At 74.3% G+C, this 20,575-nt stretch carries 16 protein-coding genes and 2 pseudogenes; 6 read left to right on the forward strand and 12 right to left on the reverse strand.

Going from position 1 to position 20,575, the window contains the following annotated elements; translation table 11 throughout:
• Positions 1–28: 28 nt before the first annotated feature.
• Positions 29–865, reverse strand: a complete 837-nt coding sequence (locus tag CLV28_RS09190) for an alpha/beta fold hydrolase (protein WP_100422962.1) — start codon at positions 863–865, stop codon at positions 29–31.
• 40 nt (positions 866–905) lie between these two features.
• On the opposite strand from CLV28_RS09190, the gene CLV28_RS09195 reads away from it, so the two are divergent.
• Positions 906–1,520: a TIGR03085 family metal-binding protein gene (locus CLV28_RS09195; RefSeq protein ID WP_100422963.1), complete on the forward strand. Its 615-nt coding sequence runs from the start codon at positions 906–908 to the stop codon at positions 1,518–1,520.
• A gap of 3 nt (positions 1,521–1,523) precedes the next feature.
• Here CLV28_RS09195 and hisF read toward each other — a convergent pair whose 3' ends face one another.
• Together hisF and CLV28_RS09205 are read right to left on the reverse strand one after the other, a co-directional pair.
• Positions 1,524–2,294: an imidazole glycerol phosphate synthase subunit HisF gene (gene hisF / locus CLV28_RS09200; protein ID WP_100422964.1), complete on the reverse strand. Its 771-nt coding sequence runs from the start codon at positions 2,292–2,294 to the stop codon at positions 1,524–1,526.
• 2 nt (positions 2,295–2,296) lie between these two features.
• Entirely contained in the window at positions 2,297–3,262 is a 966-nt protein-coding gene (locus CLV28_RS09205; protein WP_100422965.1) for an FKBP-type peptidyl-prolyl cis-trans isomerase, read from the reverse strand.
• Between the two features lie 2,758 nt (positions 3,263–6,020).
• Here CLV28_RS09205 and CLV28_RS16320 point away from each other — a divergent pair.
• Positions 6,021–6,824, forward strand: a pseudogene (locus CLV28_RS16320) (hypothetical protein); the annotation flags it as partial.
• 820 nt (positions 6,825–7,644) lie between these two features.
• On the opposite strand, the gene CLV28_RS16325 reads toward CLV28_RS16320, so the two are convergent.
• Positions 7,645–8,148: a pentapeptide repeat-containing protein gene (locus CLV28_RS16325; protein ID WP_100423132.1), complete on the reverse strand. Its 504-nt coding sequence runs from the start codon at positions 8,146–8,148 to the stop codon at positions 7,645–7,647.
• Between CLV28_RS16325 and CLV28_RS16330 the strand changes: the two are divergent.
• Positions 8,133–8,666: pseudogene (locus tag CLV28_RS16330) on the forward strand (SCO7613 C-terminal domain-containing membrane protein); the annotation flags it as partial. The gene CLV28_RS16325 and the pseudogene CLV28_RS16330 overlap by 16 nt on opposite strands.
• A 146-nt stretch (positions 8,667–8,812) precedes the next feature.
• Here CLV28_RS16330 and pafA read toward each other — a convergent pair.
• From pafA to CLV28_RS09250, 8 genes are all read right to left on the reverse strand, one after another.
• Entirely contained in the window at positions 8,813–10,174 is a 1,362-nt protein-coding gene (gene pafA, locus CLV28_RS09215; RefSeq protein WP_100422966.1) for a Pup--protein ligase, read from the reverse strand.
• Positions 10,174–10,887: a proteasome subunit alpha gene (gene prcA, locus CLV28_RS09220; protein ID WP_100422967.1), complete on the reverse strand. Its 714-nt coding sequence runs from the start codon at positions 10,885–10,887 to the stop codon at positions 10,174–10,176. Before prcA ends, pafA begins: the two co-directional genes overlap by 1 nt.
• Positions 10,884–11,708 (reverse strand): proteasome subunit beta, encoded by an 825-nt coding sequence (prcB, locus tag CLV28_RS09225; RefSeq protein WP_100422968.1) that lies wholly within the window; start codon positions 11,706–11,708, stop codon positions 10,884–10,886. The genes prcA and prcB overlap by 4 nt, the downstream gene beginning before the upstream one ends.
• 6 nt (positions 11,709–11,714) lie before the next feature.
• Entirely contained in the window at positions 11,715–11,909 is a 195-nt protein-coding gene (locus CLV28_RS09230) for a ubiquitin-like protein Pup (protein ID WP_100422969.1), read from the reverse strand.
• Positions 11,910–11,975: 66 nt separating this feature from the next.
• Positions 11,976–13,598 (reverse strand): depupylase/deamidase Dop, encoded by a 1,623-nt coding sequence (gene dop, locus CLV28_RS09235; RefSeq protein WP_100422970.1) that lies wholly within the window; start codon positions 13,596–13,598, stop codon positions 11,976–11,978.
• A 34-nt stretch (positions 13,599–13,632) separates the two neighbouring features.
• Complete coding sequence (gene arc, locus CLV28_RS09240; RefSeq protein WP_203968259.1) at positions 13,633–15,285, reverse strand: proteasome ATPase; 1,653 nt, start codon at positions 15,283–15,285, stop codon at positions 13,633–13,635.
• A 125-nt stretch (positions 15,286–15,410) separates the two neighbouring features.
• Positions 15,411–16,406 carry a tRNA (adenine-N1)-methyltransferase gene (locus tag CLV28_RS09245; RefSeq protein WP_203968263.1) on the reverse strand — a complete coding sequence of 332 codons (996 nt, stop codon included), beginning with the start codon at positions 16,404–16,406 and terminating at the stop codon, positions 15,411–15,413.
• A 138-nt stretch (positions 16,407–16,544) separates the two neighbouring features.
• Positions 16,545–17,723, reverse strand: coding sequence for a site-2 protease family protein (locus tag CLV28_RS09250; protein ID WP_100422972.1), 1,179 nt, complete (start codon positions 17,721–17,723; stop codon positions 16,545–16,547).
• A gap of 544 nt (positions 17,724–18,267) precedes the next feature.
• Between CLV28_RS09250 and CLV28_RS15515 the strand changes: the two genes are divergently transcribed.
• From CLV28_RS15515 to CLV28_RS09270, 3 genes are read left to right on the forward strand one after another with little or no spacing between them, the layout of a single operon-like run.
• Positions 18,268–18,741, forward strand: a complete 474-nt coding sequence (locus CLV28_RS15515; protein WP_157802576.1) for a DUF6318 family protein — start codon at positions 18,268–18,270, stop codon at positions 18,739–18,741.
• Positions 18,741–19,595: a hypothetical protein gene (locus CLV28_RS09265; RefSeq protein WP_100422974.1), complete on the forward strand. Its 855-nt coding sequence runs from the start codon at positions 18,741–18,743 to the stop codon at positions 19,593–19,595. Before CLV28_RS15515 ends, CLV28_RS09265 begins: the two co-directional genes overlap by 1 nt.
• 41 nt (positions 19,596–19,636) lie before the next feature.
• A complete protein-coding gene (locus tag CLV28_RS09270; RefSeq protein WP_100422975.1) occupies positions 19,637–20,575 on the forward strand; it encodes a RecB family exonuclease in 939 nt (312 codons plus the stop codon).

The raw sequence follows: 20,575 nt of genomic DNA on the forward strand, positions 1-20,575 counted from the left end.
CCGGCACCGACAGCCCCTGCCGCCGAGGTCAGAAGCGCGCGGTGAGCCACGTCACGAGGTCACCGACCACCTCGTCCGCGTTCGTCTCGTTGTAGACCTCGTGGCGCGCCCCCGGGTACACGTGGCACGTCACGTCGCTCAGCCGGGTCCACCGCCGGTACGCCCACGCGAGCGCCCGCAGGCCCCGCGCGCCGCCGACCGGGTCGAGCTCGCCGCCCTGGACCAGCACGGGCAGGTCGTGCGCGAGCCGCCGCGGGGTCAGGCCCGACAGCGGCAGGGACTCGAGGTAGCTGAACGCCGGCGTCACCGCGACGTCGAACGTGAGCGGGTCCGCCGCGAACCTCTCCCAGACCGCGGGGTCACGGCTCAGCCACTCGAGCCCCGTGGCGCCCGGCCCGGCCCAGCGCCGGTTGAAGCCCGACGACCGGGTCAGGCCCGGCAGCGCGAGCGACGACCCGCTGAGCACGAGCCCCGCGTACCGCTCGCTCGACCGCGCGACGATCCGCTGGGCGATGAACGACCCCCAGCTGTGCCCGAGCAGCACGAGCGGCACGTCGGGCTGCTCGGCACGGATCGCCCGCCCGACCGCGTCGACCCCCGCGATCGCGGCGTGGTTGCGGCCCTCGCCGAGCTCCGCGAGGCCCCGGTGCCCGAGCCCCGTCGCGCCGTGCCCCCGATGGTCGTCCGCGACGACCGTGAACCCCGCGTCACGCAGCACCTGCGCGAGCTCCGCGTACCGCAGCGCGTGCTCCCCCACGCCGTGCACCACGTGCACGACGGCGCGCGGGGAGGCCGCGTCCCAGGTGTAGGTGTGCAGGTCGACGCCGTCGGCGTCGCGGACGGTCCGTTCCCGGTACGCGGTCATGCCCGCATGCTAGCGAGCGGGGGCGTGCCAGGATGTGCGCATGCCCTGGCACCCGATGCTCCGCGCCCGTCTCGCCGACACCCTCCGGGAGGCCTCGCCCGAGGCGCCCACGTTGTGCGAGGGGTGGCAGGCCCGGCACCTGGCCGCGCACCTCGTGCTGCGCGAGCACGCACCGTGGCGCCTGGTCGGCGGCCGGCTCGCGTCGATGGCGGACGACGCGCGGGACCGCCCCGCGTACGACGCGCTCGTCTCGCGGGTGGCGCAGCCCCCGTCCCGGCGCAGCCCGCACGCGTGGGCGGGCGACCTCATGGACGTCGCCGAGTTCTTCGTCCACACCGAGGACGTGCGCCGCGGTGCCGGGGACGTCGCCCCGCTCGACCTGCCCGACGACGTCGAGCGGGCCCTGCGCGGACCGCTGCGGGTCTTCGCCCGCCGCGCCTACCGGCGCAGCCCGGTCGGGGTCGAGCTCGTCGACCCCGGGGACGGCGCACGCGTCGTCCGCCCCCCGCGACGTGAAGCGGGCACGGTCCAGGTGACCGGGGCCACGGGCGAGCTCGTGCTGCACGCGTTCGGGCGTCGCGAGCGCGCCCACGTGCAGGTCTCGGGCGACCCCGCGGACGTCGCGGCGTTCCGCGCCGCCTACCCCGGGAGCTGAGGCTCAGCGCACGTCGACGCCCTCGGCGCGCATGACGTCCTTGACCTCCGCGATCGTCATCGCGCCGAAGTGAAACACGCTCGCGGCGAGCACCGCGTCGGCGCCCGCCCGGGCGGCCGCGACGAAGTGCGCGGGCGAGCCCGCGCCACCGCTCGCGATGAGCGGGACCGAGACCTCGGCGCGCACGCGCGCGAGCATCTCGAGGTCGAACCCGGAGGTCGTGCCGTCGGCGTCCATCGAGTTGAGCAGGATCTCGCCCGCCCCCAGCGCCGCCGCCCGCGAAGCCCACTCGACCGCGTCGATGCCCGTGCCGCGCCGTCCGCCGTGCGTGGTGACCTCGAAACCGGACTCCGTGCGGGTGTCGCCCGTGACGCGGCGCGCGTCGACCGACAGCACGAGCACCTGGCTGCCGAACCGGTCCGCGATCTCCGCGACGAGCTCGGGACGCGCGATCGCCGCCGTGTTGACGCCGACCTTGTCGGCGCCCGCGCGCAGCAGCCGGTCGACGTCGTCGGTGCTGCGCACCCCGCCGCCGACGGTCAGGGGCACGAACACCTGCTCGGCGGTGCGCCGGACCACGTCGTAGGTCGTCTCACGGTTGCCCGACGACGCCGAGACGTCGAGGAACGTGAGCTCGTCGGCACCCTCGGCGTCGTAGCGCGACGCGAGCTCGACGGGGTCGCCCGCGTCGCGGAGGTTCTCGAAGTTGACGCCCTTGACCACCCGACCGGCGTCGACGTCGAGGCACGGGATCACACGGATCGATACGGGCATGCTCAGCCTTCCTCCGTCTCGGCCGAGGTGCCCTCGCCCGAGGAGTTGTCCGCGGCCACGGCCGACCGCGTGTCCAGGATGTCGACGACGTACACGAGCGTCTCGTCGGCGAGCGGCGAGTCGGTCCCTCCGTAGGCGAGCGCGGGCGGGACCACGAGCAGCACACGGCTTCCCGCGGTGTGCTCGAGCAGCCCCTGCTCCCAGCCGTCGACCACCGTGCCGAGCCCGAACAGCGCCGTCAGGACGCTGCCGGACTCCCAGTTGCTGTCGAACTCCTCGCCGTCGGACCACTTCACCCCGACGTAGCGCACCGTCACGAGGTCCCCCGGCTCGACCTGCGCCCCCGAGCCGCGGACGACGGTGCGGACCTCGAGCTCGGACGGCGGGTCGCCCTCGGGCACCGTCACCGTGGGGATCCCGTCCTTGCCCGTGCGCACCTGCGGCTCGCCCTCGGCGAGCGTCACGGGCGTTCCTGACGCGCGCGTCGGGAGCACGTCGACCGTGAGGACCAGCGGCATCGTCCCGCTGGCCTCGGTCAACGTGTCCTCCTCGGTGCTCACCACGAGCAGGCGCGCGCCCACCCGCTGCCCGAGCAGCGCCTCGTAGAGCTGGTCGCCGACGTCCGCCGGGTCCAGGCGCAGCAGACGCGGGCTCGCGACCCAGGTGTCCTGCACGATCTTGCGGTTGCGGCCGTCCTCGGCGTACATGTTCAACAGCACCGGGTCGCCGTCCGTCAGCACCTCGCCCACGCCGGGCCACACGACCTGGCTCCGGTCGTGGGTCACCGTGAGCGGCGCCTCGTACTCGAGCACGGGCGGCACGTCGGCCGCGCCCGTGACCGTGACGGGCGAGTCTGTCGCGGGGGCCGCGGCGACCGGGTCCTTGAACTCGGGAGACAGCCCCTCGCCGCACGCGCCGAGCACGAGCACCGTGACGAGCGCGCACACGAGGGCGACGGCACGGCGCACGGACGAGCTCCTTCGGGAGAGGGCGGGACCGACCAACTCTATCCGCCCGAACCGACCACCCCTGTGGACGCCCACGACGTGAGAGGCGTCACCGATGCCAGGATGCAGCGTGCCCACCACACCGGAACCCCAGCGCTCGGAGACCCAGCGGCCGGCCTCGGCCGCGCCATCGGGGCCCTCGGGGCCGACGGGACCCCCGCCGCCCGACCCGACGCACGCGCTCCGGTCGCTGCTGCTCGACCGGTCGCGGTGCCCCGCCTGCGCGGCCCTGCTGACCTCACGCGTCTGCGACGCCTGCGGGATCGACCTCGCGGGCGACGCCGGGGCACGGCTGTGGTCGCTGAGCCGGCGAGCCGTCGAGACGATCGACCTGCGACGCGCGGTCACGCTCGAGATCCTGCACGAGCAGCGCCTCGCCCGTGCGGCCCACACCGGTGCGTCCGTCCGGCCCGTCGCCACGCCGGCGGCGTCCACGGCCGCACCCGGGGCGAGCGCACCGCCCCCACCACCCGCACCACCGGCGACGTCCGGACCGTCGGCGGCGTCCGCACCGTTCGCGCCACCCGGTGGCACCCCTGCCCCCGGGGTGCCGACGGCGCCCGGCAACCGGTCGACGGGCGGGCCGACGACGGGCGGGCCGACGACGCCGGGCACGACCTCGGGCGTCCGGCGGCCGGCACCGCAGCGACCCGCGCCGCAGAGGCCCGCACGACCGCCGCTGCGCGTGCAGAGCGTGCTGCAGGTCGTCGGCGTCGTGCTGCTCGCGGTCGCGAGCGTCGTGTTCCTCGCCCTGAGCTGGGGGTCGATGCCGCTCGGCGTGCGCGCCGCCGTGGTCGCGCTCGCCACCGCGGGCGTCCTGCTCGGCGCCGGGCACCTGCGCACGCGCGGCGTCGTCGGGGGCGCAGAGGCCCTCGGTGCGCTCGGCGCGGTGCTCCTCCTGCTCGACGCGTGGGCCGTCCGCGCGACCGGGCTCGTGAGCGCGGGCGACGACGCCTGGTACAGCGTCGCCGCGGCCGTCGTGTGCGGCCTCGTGCTCACCGTCTGGGGGCGCCGAGCACGCCTGCATGCCGGGTCGAGCGCCGGGCCGCTGCTCGTCGCCCTCGCACCGCTCCTGCTGCTGCCGACGACCTCGACGCTCGCGAGCGCCGGGGCGACCTGGCTCGTGACCGCCGCGCTCACGCTCCTGCGGTTCGTCGCCGTCCCTGCCGCCGGACGCGCTCGCGAGACCGAGGGCCAGGCCCGGACCGCGACGGTTGCCGCACCCGCTGCGACGCCCGCTGCGGCGGACGGCGCGACGCCCGCTCCGTCGTCCGCTCCGTCGCCTGCCGGGTCGTCTGGTGCGACGACCGGTTCGACACCCGCTCTCGGAGCGACCGCTGGTCCCGGGCACGACGAGATCGCCCGCACCCTGCTCGGCACGACCGGCGCGATCGCCGCCGCCTTCGCGCTCCTGCTCGGGCTCGGCGACGGACTCGGCAACCTCTCGCTCCGTCCGGCCCACCTCACGGGCGCCGCTCTCATGCTCGGCGCGACCGCCGTCGTGGCCGCCAGTGCGCACCTGGCCGGCCGGTCGCCGGGCTCCGACCGCACCACCGCGCGCCCCTGGTCGACCGCGGCGGGCGTCTCGGCGGTCCTCACCGCCTCGACCGCCGCCGTGAGCCTCGTCGCGGCGGTGCTGGACGGCTCGCTGCTGGACGGCAACGCCTCTCCCGTCACGCTGCTCGCGTACGCGTCGGCGGCCTCGACGGGGGCGGTCGCCGCCCTCGCCGCGGTCGAGGTGCGCACCGGGAGCGTTCGCGTGCGCGAGTCGCTCGTCGGCGCGCGACCCGCGATGCTCCTCGTGCTCCTGCCCACCGTGGCGGCGACGGTCTACGGCGCGCTCGGCAACGCGGCAGGCAGCACGGCCGCGTCGTCCGGCGCGCTCCTGGTCGCGTGCGCGAGCGTCGTCCTGGCCGCGCTGACCGCGGCGACCGTGCTCCCTGACCTCACGACCGTTCTCCCCGAGCCCAGGCTCACCGCAGAGCCGCACGACCCCGTGATCGCCCGGGGCGCGCGCGACACGGGTGGCACGGGTGGCACGGGTGGCACGGGTGGCACGGGTGGCACGGGTGGCACGGGTGGCACGGGTGGCACCGTCGAGCAGCGCGAGCTCGGCGTGCCCGACGGGAGGCAGGACGACAGGACGACAGGACGCAGGTCGCCGTCCGACGGAACGCTCGCCGACGCGGCGGCGCGGACCGCGCGCGAGTGGCTCCTTGCGCTCGCCGGTCTCGGCGCGGTCGTGGCCGTCGCCGACCTCGTGGCGCAGGTGGCGACCGCGGTTCCGGCGCACCTGCTCGTGACGCTCGCGCTGACCCTCGGGGGCGCCGTCGCCTCCGAGGTCGCGACGCGCACGGTCCGTGCACGATCCACGATCGTCGTCACGGCGGTCGTAGCTGCCCTCGTCGCGCTCCTGAGCGCCGCGACGGCGCCCACCGTCGCCCTGCAGATCGCGTCCGTGCTGCTCGGCCTCGCGTTCCAGGCGTACGTCGCACGGCGGCACGTCGTCGGCGCTCCCGCGCTCGCGACGCTCGGTGCCACGGCGTGCACCCTGCTGTACGGGGCGGTCGCCCTCGCGCTCGGCGCGTGCGGTGTCGAGCACGGGGTCGCTGCGACGGCCCCGGCGATCGTCCTGCTGATCGTCCTGCTCGGAGTGGCCGGACCGGCAGGGGCCGCGTCGTGGTCGACCCGCGGCGGCTCCTCGGACAGGCTCGCGCTGATGGGTACCGGTGGCGTGATCCTCCTCGTCGCCGCGCTCGCCACGTGGGGCGCCGCGTGGGAGGGCGCGACGGCCGGAGCCACGACACCGGGGTCGGGCGCGCTCGACGCGACCGACCTCGTCGTCCCGCTCGCCTGGCTCGTGCTGCTCGTGGCCGTGGCCTGGTTCACGCTCGACACGCGCGAGACTCCCGAGGCGCGGCTCGTCGCGTCCGTGACGCTCGCGCCCGTGCTCGTCGCGGCCGCACTGACCGTTCTCGCGCTCCTGCCTGCCCGTCCCGACGTCCCGCTCGTGGTGACGGTCGCCGGGTGCGTCGCGCTCCTGGTCGCCGCGGGCGCACCCGGCGGGCCGGCGGCGCAGCGGGTGCGCGACCTCGGTGAGGGCACCGCGGCGGTGGTCGCCGCGATCGGCCTGTGCGCGCTCCCGACGACCGACGCGACGACGGCCACCGTCACGCTCGCGCTCGCCGCCGTGGCCGCGGGTGTGCGGGCCGTCGCGCCCGACCGTCGCTGGGCGGCATGGATCGCCCTCGTGCTCGCGACCGCTGCCTGGTGGACGGCGCTGCGGGCGTCGGGCGCCGAGCTCCTCGAGATCTACCTCGTGCCGCCGGGGCTCGTGCTGCTGCTCGTCGGGCTGCGCCGCAGCCGAGCGGGTTCCCCGCGCGGGGGGTCGCTCGTGGCTGCGGGGCTGGCGCTCGCGACCGTGCCGACCGCCGTGCTCGACGGCGTGCTCGTCGAGGTCGGCGGCACCGGTGTCGAGCGCGCCGCCGCGACTGCCGTCGTGATCGCGGTCCTGCTCGTCTGGGGTCTGCGCACGGCTCCCCGCTCCACTGGGCCGGAGCTCACGCGCCGCGAGGCGATCGTGTGGGTCGCGGCACTGCTGACGGTCCTCGGACCCCTGCGCGCGGCCCTGACGCCCTGGAGCGCCGCGAGCACGCAGCTCGTGCCCGAGGTGTGGGCGCTGCTCGCAGCGCTCGCTCTCGCGCTCGCGCTCGGCGGCGTGGGCCGAGAGCGGCCCGTCGTCGCCCGACCCGTCACGCGCTACGGCTGGATCGTGACGGTGGCCGCCGTGCTCGTGCCCACGGTCGCGGCCGCGCTGGACGCCCCCGCCGCGCGCGCGAGCGTGGACGGGCTCACGATGCTGGCCGCGGGAGCGACGCTCGCGCTCGCGAGCGCCCCCCGGGCCGGTGCGCTGCACGCCGGCGTCCTCGCATGGAGGACGTCCCCGCGCACGGGCAGCGTGGTCGGACTCGTCGTCGCGGGCGCGGGCCTCGGCGTCGTCTCCGACGTCGGCGACGGCCCGGTCTCGCACCTCCCGCTCGACGCGCTCGCCGGCGTCCTGGCCACGCTCGTGCTGCTCGTGTGCCTCGGCCGCACCGTGGCCGGGGACCGGCACCCGTTGCTGTGGGTCGGGCCCGTGGCCGTCGTCGCGCTCGCCGCGGTCACGTCGCCGCTCCCCTGGCGCGCTCTCGTCTGGGGCGTGGCGGGAGCCGCGCTCGTGGGGCTCGGACTCGCATCGACAGGGCGCGGCACGGCCGGACGGCGCCGCGCGGGCGCGTTCATGCTCGGGACCGGCACGCTGCTGGTCCTGGTCGCGCCGTGGCTGCACGGACTGGTCGTCGCGCTCACGTCGCTGGGCGAGTCGACCACGACCGCACCGGGACTCGACGAGGTCGAGGCGTGGACCCTGCCGGCGTGCGTGCTCCTCGCGGTCGTCCTCTCCCACCCGTCGCTGCGCGCACTGGCCGGCCGGCTCCGTGCGAGCGGCGCCGAGCCCGACCGCGCACCCGCAGCACAGTCCCCGTCAGCACAGTCCCCGTCAGCACAGTCCCCGTCAGCACAGTCCCCGTCAGCACAGTCCCCGTCAGCACAGTCCCCGTCAGCACAGTCCCCGTCAGCACAGTCCCCGTCAGCACAGTCCCCGTCAGCACAGTCCCCGTCAGCACAGTCCCCATCGCCACGACAGGCACCGGTGTCGGCTGCGCCCGGCCTGCAGCTGGTCGCCGCTCTCGTCGCGCACCGCGTCCTGGTGGTCGCGCTCCTCGTCGCGGCGCCGGTCGCGGTGGCTGCCGCGAACGCGCCGCTCGGTTACGCGCGCGCCACGGTCCTCGTAGTCGTCGGCGCCGCATGGACGATCCTGCGTGACGCGCGCACGGGCCTGCTCGTCGCGGGGCTCGGCACCGTCCCGCTCGTGCTTCAGGAGGGCTTCGTCCCGAACGACCTGGCGCTCGAGGTGTTCGGGGCGCTCGTCCTCGTCGTCGGTGCACGCCGCATGCTCCGCACGCGGGCCGTCGGCTCGTGGGTGGCGCTCGGTCCGGGCCTCGCCCTGGTCCTCGGCGTCGCGTTTGTCGCCGCGCTCGCCGCACCCGAGAACTGGCGGACGGCGCTCGTGGTCGCGCTCGCAGTCGCGGCGACCGCGACCGGCGCCGCACGCCGCTGGCAGGCGCCGTTCGTGGGTGGCGCGGTGACGACGCTCGTCGTCGTCGGGATCCAGGTGCTGCCCGCGATCGCGGCCGGGATCGGCCGGCTGGACTGGTGGGTCGTGCTGGCGGTCGGTGGGGCGATTCTGCTCGGCCTCGGGATCACCTACGAGAAGCGCATCGCGGAGGCTCGTCGGGCGACCGACTACGTGACCTCGATGCGCTGACGTGATGGGGTGCGCTGACGTGACCTCGGTGCGCTGACGTGACGGGACTGCGCTGACGGTGTCTCGGTTCGTCGGTGCACCGCCGGCGCCACGCGGCGCGGCCCCCGGTGCCTGCGCCGCGCGGGGCAGGCACCCGGGGTGCCGGGTCACATGCTCTCGATGAGCCTCTCGACGCGCTCGTCGACGCTGCGGAACGGGTCCTTGCACAGCACCGTGCGCTGCGCCTGGTCGTTGACCTTGAGGTGCACCCAGTCGACGGTGTAGTCCCGCCGGGCCTCCTGCGCGGCGCGCACGAAGTCGCCGCGCAGCTTGGCGCGCGTCGTCTGCGGCGGGATCGCGGTCGACTCGAACACCTCGAGGTCGGTCGTGACCCGGTCGACCATGCCGCGCGCCGCGAGCAGGTTGTACAGCCCGCCCGTGCGCGAGATGTCGTGGTACGCAAGGTCGAGGCGAGCGATGCGCGGGTCGTCGAGCTCGAGCCCGTGCTTGTCCTGGTAGCGCCGGATCAGCTTGTGCTTGATGACCCAGTCGAGCTCGCGGTCCACGAGGGACAGGTCGCCCGACTCGAGCGCACGCAGGCCCCGCTCCCACAGGTCGAGGACCTGCTTGACGATCGGCGTCACGGTCGACTCCGCCTCGACGAAGTCCCGCACGCGCTGCAGGTACTCGCCCTGTAGGTCGATCGCGGTCACGGTGCGTCCGTTCGCGAGCTGCACTGGGTGCTTGCCGGTCATGTCGTGGCTGATCTCGCGGATCGACCGGATGGGGTTCTCGAGCGCCATGTCGCGCATCGGGACGCCGGCCTCGACGAGCCGTAGCACGAGGTCGGTGGCGCCGACCTTGAGCATCGTGGTGGGCTCGGCCATCGACGAGTCGCCGACGATGACGTGCAGGCGACGGAACGCCTCGGCGTCGGCGTGCGGCTCGTCGCGCGTGTTGATGATGGGCCGCGAGCGCGTGGTGGCGCTCGAGACGGCCTCCCAGATGTGGTCGGCGCGCTGCGACAGGCAGTACGTCGCCCCGCGCGGCGTCGCGAGCACCTTGCCCGCCCCGGTCAGCACCTGCCGCGTGATGAAGAACGGCACGAGCACGTCGGACAGGCGCGAGAAGTCGCCCTGGCGCCGCACGAGGTAGTTCTCGTGGCAGCCGTAGGAGTTGCCCGCCGAGTCGGTGTTGTTCTTGAACAGGTGGATCGTGCCCGGCAGGCCCTCGTGCTCGAGGCGCTGCTGGGCGTCGGCGACGAGGCCTTCGAGGATCCGCTCTCCCCCGCGGTCGTACGCGACGAGCTGGGCGATGTCGTCGCACTCGGCCGTCGCGTACTCGGGGTGCGAGCCCACGTCGAGGTACAGGCGCGAGCCGTTGCGCAGGAACACGTTGGACGACCTGCCCCAGGCGACGACCTTGCGGAACAGGTAGCGGGCGACCTCGTCGGCCGAGAGCCCACGCCCGTCGTCCGCGGCGCACGTGACGCCGTACTCGGTCTCGAGCCCGAAGATCCTGCGGTCCATCAGCGCACCTCGCCGTCGTCCGTGCCGAGCAGACCTGCGAGCTCGGTGCCCCCGACCCGCCGGAACGTGCGCCGCGGGCGCGTGCGGTCGAGCACCGCGACCTCGAGCTGCGCGGGCGCGATCGCGCGCGGCTCGCCGCCCTCCTCGGACCACCCGAGCGCCCGGACCGCGAGCGCGAGCGCGTCGCCGAGCCCGAGGCCGGGCGTCCAGCCCTCGGCCACGACGGCGCCGAGCTCGTCGGCCCGCCCGCCCATGACGACGTGGTCGTGCACGTCGGTGACCGACCCGTCGTACGACAGGCGGTAGATCTGGTCGGCCGCGGCGTCGGCGCCGACCTCGGCGACCACGAGCTCGACCTCGAGCGGCTTGGACTCGGTCGTGAACACGGTGCCGAGCGTCTGCGCGTACGCGTTGGCCAGGCCCCGGGCGTTGACGTCGGAACGGTCGTACGAGTAGCCCTTGAGGTCGGCGTATCGCACGCCGGCCACGCGCAGGTTCTCGAACTCGTTGTACTTGCCGACCGCGGCGAACCCGATGCGGTCGTAGATCTCGGAGATCTTGTGCAGCGCGCGCGACGGGTTCTCGGTCGCGAACGCGATCCCGTCCGCGTAGGCGACCAGGACGACCGAGCGTCCCCGGGCGATGCCCTTGCGCGCGTAGTCCGCGCGATCCTTCATGAGCTGCTCGGGCGAGACGTAGAACGGCATGGTCATGCGCGCGGCCCTCCCAGGCGGTCGGCGCGGTCGGCGAGGATCGCCGCCACGACGGGGTCGAGGTCGTCGTCGGCGACGCGCACGTACCCGGCGGCCGTCACCGACGCGACGACCGGCCAGATGCGCCGCACCGCGTCCGGGCCACCGGTCGCGGAGTCGTCGTCCGCGGCGTCGTACAGGGCCTCGACCGCGACGCGGACGCCGTCGGCCGGGCTCAGGCCGGGTCGCCAGAGCTTCTTGAGCGCGCCGCGCGCGAAGACCGACCCCGACCCGACGCTGTGGTGGTCGCGCTCCTCGTAGCGGCCGCCCGTGACGTCGTACGAGAAGATGCGGCCCGTCGCCCGGGCCACGTCGTACCCCGCGAACAGCGGCACGACCGCGAGGCCCTGCATCGCGAGGCCGAGGTTGCCGCGGATCATGGTCGAGAGCCGGTTCGCCTTGCCCTCGAGCGACAGCAGCGTGCCCTCGATCTTCTCGTAGTGCTCGAGCTCGAGCTGGAACATGCGCACGAGCTCGATCGCGATGCCCGCCGTCCCGGCGATGCCGACCGCCGAGAGCTCGTCGGCCGGGAAGACCTTCTCGATCTCGCGGTGCGCGATCATCGACCCGGCGGTCGCCCGCCGGTCACCGGCCATGACGACGCCGCCGTCGACCTGGAGGGCGACGATCGTGGTCGCGTGCGGCACGGCGGGCGCCGCGAAGTCGCCGTCCCGCCGTCCCGGCAGCAGGTGCGGGGCGTGCGACGAGACGAAGTCGAGGAACGAGGACGACCCGGGGGTCGTGAAGGCGTGGGGCAGGCGGGCGCTGCGCTCGTCGCTCATCGTGTCCTACTGCCCGCCCTTCTGCACGAACCCGCGCACGAACTGCTCGGCGTTCGACTCGAGCACCTCGTCGATCTCCTCCAGGAGCGAGTCGACCTCCGCGTCGTCCTTGCTGACCGCGGGGGCGACGGGCGCGGGGGCCGCGTCCGCGTCGTCGTCGGGGCGACGGTCCTGGGGCTGCGCGTGCTCTTGACCGGCCATGTCGATCTCCTCGTTCTCGTGGAGCGTGCGCTCCGACGTCGTGCGTCCGTCCAGCCTAGGCCCTGATCAGCCCCGCGACGCGGACAGACCCGCGAGCAGGGCGCCCGCGTCCGGGCTCGCGTCGAGCAGCGCGCCGATGTGCCCGCGCGTGCCGCGCAACGGGTCGAGCATCGGCACGCGCTGCAACGACCGCGCGCCCGGGACGTCGAAGATCACCGAGTCCCAGCTCGCGGCCGACACGTTCGACCCGTACCGCGCCATGACCTCGCCGCGGAAGTACGCGCGCGTGTCCGCCGGCGGGTGGTGCACGGCCGCCGCGACCGAGTCCTCGTCGACCAGCCGGTCGACCGCGCCCGACGCCACGAGCCGGTGGTAGATCCCCCGCTCGGGCCGCACGTCCGACCACTGCAGGTCGAGCGCCGCCAGGCGCGGGTGGTCCCACGCGAGACCGTCCCGACGCCGCATCGCCTCGAGGACGCGGAGCTTGGCGACCCACTCGACCTCGCGCGCGCACGACGCCGGGTCCTGGGCGAGCCGGCCCAGGACCGAGGCCCACCGGTCCAGGACGTCCGCAGTGCCGTCGTCCGGCACCCCGCCCAGGGCCGCGAGCGCGTCCCGGACGATCGAGACGTACTCGCCCTGCACCTCGAGCGCCGTGAGCTCGCGGCCGTCCGCCAGCGCCAGGCGGACGCCCAGCGTCAGGTCGTGGCTCACGCGCGCGACGTCCGCGACCGGGTCCGCGAGCCGCAGGGCCGCGAGCCGCCCGCGCACCGCGCACCCGGCCTCGGCCGCCGCGTCCAGGTGCTCGAGCAGCCACAGCACGAGCGACGTCGTGCCGAGCTTGAGGTACGTCGCGACCTCGAGGTGGTTCGCGTCACCGATGATCAGGTGCAGCCGGCGCCAGCGCGCACGGTCCGCGTGCGGCTCGTCGCGCGTGTTGACGATCGGCCGCCGCAGCGTCGTCTCGAGACCGACCTCGGCCTCCATGTAGTCCGCGCGCTGCGAGAGCTGGAACCCTGGCTCCTGGCCCGACTGACCCAGGCCCACCCGGCCCGAGCCAGTGAACACCTGCCGCGTCACCAGGAACGGCGTGAGCCCGTCCACGACCGTCGCGAACGGCACGGACCGCTCGACCAGGTAGTTCTCGTGCGTGCCGTAGCTCGCACCCTTGCCGTCGACGTTGTTCTTGTACAGCACGACCTCCGAGCCCGGGATCGCGAGCAGCTCCCGGCTCGCGGCCAGCATGACCCGCTCCCCCGCGACGTCCCAGCGCACCGCGTCGAGCGGGTTCGTGACCTCGGGCGAGGAGTACTCCGGGTGCGCGTGGTCCACGTAGAGCCGCGCACCGTTGGTCAGGATCACGTTCGCCGCGCTCGGGTCGTCGTACTCGTCGACGTCGGGGCGCGCGATCTCCTCGAACGCGTCCTGCCCCGCCGACGGACCCGCCGGCGCTGCGTGCTCCGGGTCGTCCGTCAGCAACGACGGGTGCGCCGACGCCCGCTGGAGCCGGAACCCGCGCGCGTCCGAGAGCGGGTCCTCGTCGTCGTAGTCCCACCGGGCGCGACCGCGCACCCCGTCGGCGCTCGCGGCGAGCGCCCGGTACGTCGTCACGACCTGGCTGGACATGAGCATCGGGTTCGCCAGGGGGCGTCCCGGCTGCAGCACGCCGTACTCGGTCTCGATCCCCATCACGCGTCGAACGGTCACGACGCCACCCTATGCGTCAGAGGTACTGCCCCGTGTTCGTGACCGTGTCGATGGTGCGCGGCGCCGCCCCCTCGCCCTCCTTCTGCACGATGGTGCGGATGAAGACGATGCGCTCGCCCTTCTTGCCGGAGATGCGCGCCCAGTCGTCCGGGTTGGTCGTGTTGGGCAGGTCCTCGTTCTCGCGGAACTCGTCGACGCACGCCGCGAGGAGGTGCTCGACGCGGATCCCGCGCTGACCGGTCGCCAGGAGGTCCTTGATCGCGGACTTCTTGGCCCGGTCGACGACGTTCTGGATCATCGCGCCCGAGTTGAAGTCCTTGAAGTACAGGACCTCCTTGTCGCCGCTCGCGTACGTGACCTCGAGGAACTTGTTCTCGTCGGCCTCGGAGTACATGCGCTCGACGACCGCGCGGATCATCCCGGCGACCGCCTCGGGGCGGCTCTCGCCGTGCTCGGTGAGGTCCTCGGCGTGGATCGGCAGGTCCTGCGTGAGGTACTTCGCGAAGATCTCCTTGGCACCCTCGGCGTCGGGGCGCTCGATCTTGATCTTCACGTCGAGGCGACCCGGGCGCAGGATCGCCGGGTCGATCATGTCCTCGCGGTTGGACGCGCCGATCACGATCACGTTGTCGAGGCGCTCGACGCCGTCGATCTCGCTCAGCAGCTGCGGCACGATCGTGGTCTCGACGTCGGACGACAAGCCGGTGCCGCGCGTGCGGAACAGCGACTCCATCTCGTCGAAGAACACCACGACGGGGGTGCCCTGCGACGCCTTCTCGCGGGCGCGGGCGAAGATCAGCCGGATGTGGCGCTCGGTCTCGCCCACGTACTTGTTGAGCAGCTCGGGGCCCTTGACGTTGAGGAAGAAGCTGCGCGCGCCCGCGCTCACGTCCTCGCCGCGCGCCCGCGCGACGGTGTGCGCGAGCGAGTTCGCGACGGCCTTGGCGATGAGGGTCTTGCCGCAGCCGGGCGGCCCGTACAGCAGGATGCCCTTGGGCGGGCGCAGCCCGTGCTCGCGGAACAGGTCGGGGTGCGAGAACGGCAGCTCGACCGCGTCCCGGATCTGCTCGATCTGCGGGCCGAGACCCCCGATGTCGGAGTAGTCGATGTCCGGGACCTCCTCGAGCAGGAGGTCCTCGACCTCGGACTTCGGGACGACCTCGAACACGAACCCGTTGCGCGTGTCGACCGTGAGGCTGTCGCCCACCCGCACCCCGGCCGCGAGCGAGCCCGCGAGGCGGACGACGCGCTCGTCGTCCGACCGTCCGACGACCAGGACCCGCTCGGGGTCGAGGACCTCCTTGACGGTCACGATCTCGCCCGTGCGCTCGTACCCGCCCGCCGCGACGACGGTCATCGCCTCGTTGAGCTTGACCTCCTGGCCCGGGCGCAGCGTCGCCACGTCGAGCGACGGCGACGCGCCGACGTGCATCTTGCGCCCCGCCGCGGACACGTCGACCGTGCCGTCGTCGTGCGCACCGAGGAACACCGCGTAGGTGCCCGGCGGCTTGGCGAGCTCGTCGATCTGGCGGCGCTGCTCGACGATCTGGTCGCGCGCAGCCCGCAGCGCCTCGGCGAGCCGCTCGTTCTTGGCCGAGAGGATCGCGACCTGCCGGTCGTGGTCCCGGGAGTCGCCGCCGGTCCACCGCTCGTGGCCTGGTTCCGTCATCGCCGCACCGCCCATCCGTCGTCACGGGTGCGCACGGACGACGCACCCGCGTGGTGGCACGACTCTATGCAGGTTCGGCCCCCGGATGCGTGACGTACACCCTGTGAGACGCGCGACGTGCCGCGTCAGGCCTCGGGCGCCTGCCCGACGTCGCGACGCACCTTGCGGATCTTCTTGTCCGAGATCGGGCGTTCGCCCATGTCCTCGGGCGTCCATTCCTCGGACGTCGTGGGGTACGCGCCCTTGGCCGGACGACGCCGCCGCTCGGGTGCCTGCACGCCGTCGGCCATGCGCCGCGCCGAGATCAGGAACCCGGTGTGGCCGATCATGCGGTGCTGCGGGCGCACCGCGAGACCCTCCAGGTGCCAGCCGCGCACCATCGACTCCCAGGCGGTGGGCTCGGTGAAGCGCCCGTCCTCGCGCAGGTCCTCGGCGGTGCGCGAGAGCTGGGTCGCGGTCGCGACGTAGCAGATGAGCACGCCGCCGGGCGCGAGCGCGTCGGCAACCACGCCGACGTTCTCCCACGGCGCGAGCATGTCGAGCACCACGCGGTCGACCGTGCCGGGCTCGGCCACGGTCGGCAGCACGTCGGCGAGGTCACCCACCGAGAGCTCCCACGCCGGGTGCGGGCCGCCGAAGAACGACTCGACGTTGCCGCGCGCGATCGCCGCGAAGTCGTCGCGCCGCTCGATCGAGTGCACCGACCCGGCGTCGCCCACGGCGCGCAGCAGCGACATCGTCAGCGCCCCGGAGCCGACGCCCGCCTCGACGACGCGTGCGCCCGGGTAGATGTCGGCCATCCCGACGATCTGGCCCGCGTCCTTGGGGTAGACCACGGCCGCGCCACGCGGCATCGACAGCACGTAGTCGGACAGCAGCGGGCGCAGCGCGACGTACTCGATGCCTGCGGTGTTGCGCACGACCGTGCCCTCGGGCCGGCCCACGAGCTCCTCGTGCGTGAAGTAGCCCTTGTGCGTGTGGAACGTGCCGCCCGGGGCGAGCGTGATGGTGTGCAGGCGACCGCGCGGGTCGGTGAGCTGGACCTTGTCGCCCAGCCTCAGCGGGCCGCGTCGCACGTGCGCCCCGGTCGCCCCGGGTACGGGCTCGGTCGCGTCGGGCACGGAGCCGTCGGGCCGGGTCGCGGCGGGCACGGTCGCGGCAGGCTCGGTCGCGTCGGGCTGGGGGGCGGGCGTTCTCGGCTCGTCGGTCACGAGCGACCATCCTAGGTCGTCGCGCGTGCCGGACGCCGCACGGCCGGGTCAGCGGTGGGCGGACCGGACCGCGGTGGCGACGTCCGCGACCATGACCACGCCCACGAGACGGCCCTCGTGCACGGCGGGGAGCACGCCCGCGCCGCCGCCTGCGCGCAGCACGGTCGTGACGAGCGCGTGGCCGTGCAGGGCGACGTCGACCACGACGCCGACCGGAAGGGGCACGGCCACCGCGCCCACGGGCGTGCGGGCGAGCGCCTCGGCGGGCACCGCGCCGGCCGTCGAGGGCTCGACGACCGCGACCGGGCGGCCTGCGTCGTCGACCACCAGCACCGCGTACGCGCCGACTGCCGAGGCCGCGTGCGCGACGTCCGCGACCGTCGCGTGCACCGTGACGACGGCGTGCGGGCGCACGAACGACGCGGCCTGCAGGTGCGCGACCTGCTCGCGGGCACGACCCACGGCGACCGCGGCGCTCGCGCCCTGCCACAGGAACGAGGCGATCAGGGCGGTCCACAGCACGATGAACAGGTCGGGGCTGCGGCCCTGCGCGACGGGGATCCCGAGCGCGAGCAGGACAAGGCCCACGGCGACGGCACGGCCGGTCCAGCCTGCGACGACCGTGCCGCGGTCGCGCGATCCCGTGCCCGCCCACACCGCCGACTCGAGCACCTGACCGCCGTCGAGCGGCAGGCCCGGCACGAGGTTGAAGAAGCCCACGAACGCGTTCGAGAAGGCTGCGGCGTAGCACAGCAGCCAGACCGTGACCGAGCCGACCTCCGCGCGGTACAGCGCGAAGAAGCCGACAGCGAGAACGATATTCGTCAGCGGGCCGACGACCGCGATCCAGAACGCGTCGCGCGGACGCCGCGTGGTGCCCGTGTACGCGGTGTGGCCGCCCCAGACCGTGAGCGCGAGCTCGGTCACGCGGTGACCGAGAGCCCGGGCCACGAGGGCGTGCGCGACCTCGTGCAGGAACACCGACGCGAACAGCAGCAGCACGAACGCGAACGACACGACGTACACCTGCGCGCCGCCGTACGGTGCGACGCGCGCGACCTGCGGGGCGAACAGCAGCGTCAGGACGACCGCGGCGATCGCCCACGAGGGCGTGATGATCACGGGGGCGTCGGCGATCCGGCCGATGACCCACCCGCGGCTGCGCGCGGGCTCGGGGGCCCTGCGGCCCGAGGTCGGGGTGCCCGGTGCGGGCGCGGGGTGCGTCACGCGGGCCAGACTATCCCGCGCCCCTGCGGGCGGTCCCCGGCCGCCGCCCCCCCCTGACCGGGCCGCCGCCCCACCGCCGAGCCGGCCGCCGCCCCACCGCCGAGCGCGCCATCTGTCACCGCTTTCAGCGATTTCTCGTGACGGATGGCGCGGTCGGCGGTGGCGGGTTGTCCACATCATGCGGGTTTGGTCTGGTGCGGTCCGTCGCGGCGTCGCTAGTCTCGGCTCGTCACCGACCGCAGGGGGAGATCAGGTGGACAGCACCGCGCACCGTCGCGCAGACCGTCCGGGCACCGCAGGCGATGGGCCAGCAGGGAGGGATCCCCGCCGGCCGGGCCACGACGATCCCGGGAGTCGCCGCCCGGCCCCGGTCCGCGGTGTCGGACGCCGCACCGCCGGGCTGGTCCTCGGACTGACCGTCGCGGTCGGCGCCGTGCTCGCGACCGGTGGGTGCACGGGAGGTGGCGCCGCGCAGGGGGCGGCGTCGCCTCCCGCCTCGTCCGCGCCGACCGTCAGCGGCTCGTCCGAGCCCACCGCCACCACGGTGACCCCGACCCCCGCGGCGACGCCCACGGCCACCGGCACCGCGGTCAAGCCCGTCCGCCCCGCCGACCTCGACCGCACCGACGCGCGCGGGGCCGAGGCCGCCGCGACCTACTTCCTGGAGCTGTACCCCTACGTCATGGCCACCGGCGACACCGCGGAGTGGGACGCGATGACGTTCGAGAAGACCTGCGAGTTCTGCACGAAGATCAGCGATGCGGCCCTCGCGTACTCCGCGGGGGGCAAGTCGGTCACCGGTGGTGACGTGCACCTCGGCGCGGTGGAACGGCTGTCAAAAGACAGCCTCACCGGGATCTACCCCGTCCGCGTGAACATCCGGCAGGACGACTCCACGCTGCTCGACTCTAGCGGTTCGACCATCCAGGTCCTCGAAGGCATCTCGTCGACGTTGATCGTCGAGACCGTCCGCGACGACACGGGGTGGCTAGTCGCGGCAGTGAGCGTCGACGCCTGATGTTCGCGCAGGCAGCCATCCTTATCTCGCTGAGCACCGCGCCCGCACTCGTCAGCGCGGTCGGCGACGATCCTCCGCTCGTCGGAATCGAGTCATGGGCCTCACAGGACGCGCTGACCATCGGCACCTCGAGCGACTCCGGCGGCGCGGGGTCGAACGCTCAGTCAGCAACGACGGCGGACGTGCGCTACCGCCGGATCGACGCGGTCGCCTGCCAGTTTGCCGAAGTCCCCGACGCCGATCCCGTCCTGCGCACCGCGTGCACCGAGGGCGAACAGCTCGCCGGCGATGCCCTCGACTGCGCACCCGACGAGTACGCACTGCCGCCGCTGTTCCGTCAGACGTCCGACGGCGACGGCAACTGGACCTCCTGGATCAACGTCGATCCAGGAACGTGCCTGACCGCGGCCGACCTCGCCGCGGCCGCCAGTCGCGAGTTCCGACGCCTGCCCCTCGCCCCCTCGCCGATGAGCGTCCAACCGCCTGACGGTTGGACCCTCGTGAACGTCCCCACGATCACCTACACGACCCCGACGCCCCAACACTTCGACGCCACGCTCCTGACCGTCCCCGTCGAGATCCGCGCGACGTCCAGCACCTACACCTGGGACTACGGCGACGGGACCCCACCCGTGAGTACGACCGACCCCGGCGCGCCCCACCCGCACGCCACGACGACCCACACGTACACCGCCCCGGTCACCGCGACCATCACCTTGACCACCACCTGGACCGGCGAGTTCCGCATCACCGGCTCGTCGATCTGGACCCCGATCACCGGAACGGCCAGCACGACCACGACTGCGCCGCCCCTCGACGTCCTCGAGGCCCGCAGCCGCCTGGTCGGCGACTGATGTCGGCGACTGATGTCGGCGCCGACGCCTACCCTCGTGGCATGACAGCGACCGACGAGACCGCGACGAACGACCGGTCGAGCGGGCCCACGTCCGACGACGCCGCGAGCGCCCGGACCGTGACCGACGAGACGCCCCGCCCCCGCCGCAGGCCGGGCCTCTCGCCGTCGCGCGCCAACGACTTCATGCAGTGCCCGCTGCTGTTCCGGCTGCGCAGCATCGACCGGATCCCGGAGCCACCGAGCCCTGCCGCCGCCCGCGGGACCCTCGTGCACTCCGTCCTGGAGCACCTGTACGACCTCCCGCTGGGCGAGCGCACCCCGGACGCCGCGCGCGCCCTGGTCGCCCCCCGATGGTCCGCGCTGCAGACCGAGGACGAGCGCTGCGGCGCGCTCTTCCCCGACGACGCGGACGGGGCGCAGGAGGCCGACTGGCTGGCGAGCGCGGCGGCGCTGCTCGAGACCTACTTCACGCTCGAGGACCCGAACCGGCTCGCGCCCGAGTCCCGCGAGCTGTCCGTCGAGACGCAGCTCGAGGACGGCCCGGTGATGCGCGGCATCGTCGACCGCGTCGACGTCGCCCCGGACGGTGCGCTGCGCGTGGTGGACTACAAGACGGGGCGCGCGCCCAAGGAACGCTACGTGGGGTCGGCGCTGTTCCAGATGCGCTTCTACGGCCTGGTGCTGTGGCGCGAGCGTGGCGTGCTCCCCCGCATGCTCCAGCTCGTGTACCTGGGCGACGGGCAGATCCTGCGGATCGAGCCGACCGAGTCCGAGCTGCTCATGACCGAGCAGAAGGTGCGCACGCTGTGGGCTGCCATCGAGCAGGCCGCCGTGACCGACACGTGGGAGCCGCGCACCTCGCGCCTGTGCGACTGGTGCGCGCACCGGTCGTTGTGCCCGGCGTTCGGGGGCACCCCGCCGCCGACGCCGCGCGACCGGGTCGAGGTCACGATCGGCGTCCGCCCCGAGGCCGCGTAG

The organism is Sediminihabitans luteus, from assembly GCF_002797595.1.
In the GTDB taxonomy this organism is placed as follows: Bacteria; Actinomycetota; Actinomycetes; order Actinomycetales; family Cellulomonadaceae; genus Paraoerskovia; species Paraoerskovia lutea.

Bases quoted from the DNA above. Each gene is read 5' to 3' on its own strand.
- dop (WP_100422970.1), bottom strand. From the start codon at position 13,598: ATGGGGATCGAGACCGAGTACGGCGTGCTGCAGCCGGGACGCCCCCTG.
- hisF (WP_100422964.1), bottom strand. From the start codon at position 2,294: ATGCCCGTATCGATCCGTGTGATCCCGTGCCTCGACGTCGACGCCGGT.
- CLV28_RS09230 (WP_100422969.1), bottom strand. From the start codon at position 11,909: ATGGCCGGTCAAGAGCACGCGCAGCCCCAGGACCGTCGCCCCGACGAC.
- prcB (WP_100422968.1), bottom strand. From the start codon at position 11,708: ATGAGCGACGAGCGCAGCGCCCGCCTGCCCCACGCCTTCACGACCCCC.
- CLV28_RS16325 (WP_100423132.1), bottom strand. From the start codon at position 8,148: ATGCGGCGCCGACGACTACGAGGACCGTGGCGCGCGCGTAACCGAGCG.
- CLV28_RS09190 (WP_100422962.1), bottom strand. From the start codon at position 865: ATGACCGCGTACCGGGAACGGACCGTCCGCGACGCCGACGGCGTCGAC.
- pafA (WP_100422966.1), bottom strand. From the start codon at position 10,174: ATGGACCGCAGGATCTTCGGGCTCGAGACCGAGTACGGCGTCACGTGC.
- CLV28_RS09195 (WP_100422963.1), top strand. From the start codon at position 906: ATGCCCTGGCACCCGATGCTCCGCGCCCGTCTCGCCGACACCCTCCGG.
- CLV28_RS09270 (WP_100422975.1), top strand. From the start codon at position 19,637: ATGACAGCGACCGACGAGACCGCGACGAACGACCGGTCGAGCGGGCCC.
- CLV28_RS09265 (WP_100422974.1), top strand. From the start codon at position 18,741: ATGTTCGCGCAGGCAGCCATCCTTATCTCGCTGAGCACCGCGCCCGCA.
- prcA (WP_100422967.1), bottom strand. From the start codon at position 10,887: ATGACCATGCCGTTCTACGTCTCGCCCGAGCAGCTCATGAAGGATCGC.
- arc (WP_203968259.1), bottom strand. From the start codon at position 15,285: ATGACGGAACCAGGCCACGAGCGGTGGACCGGCGGCGACTCCCGGGAC.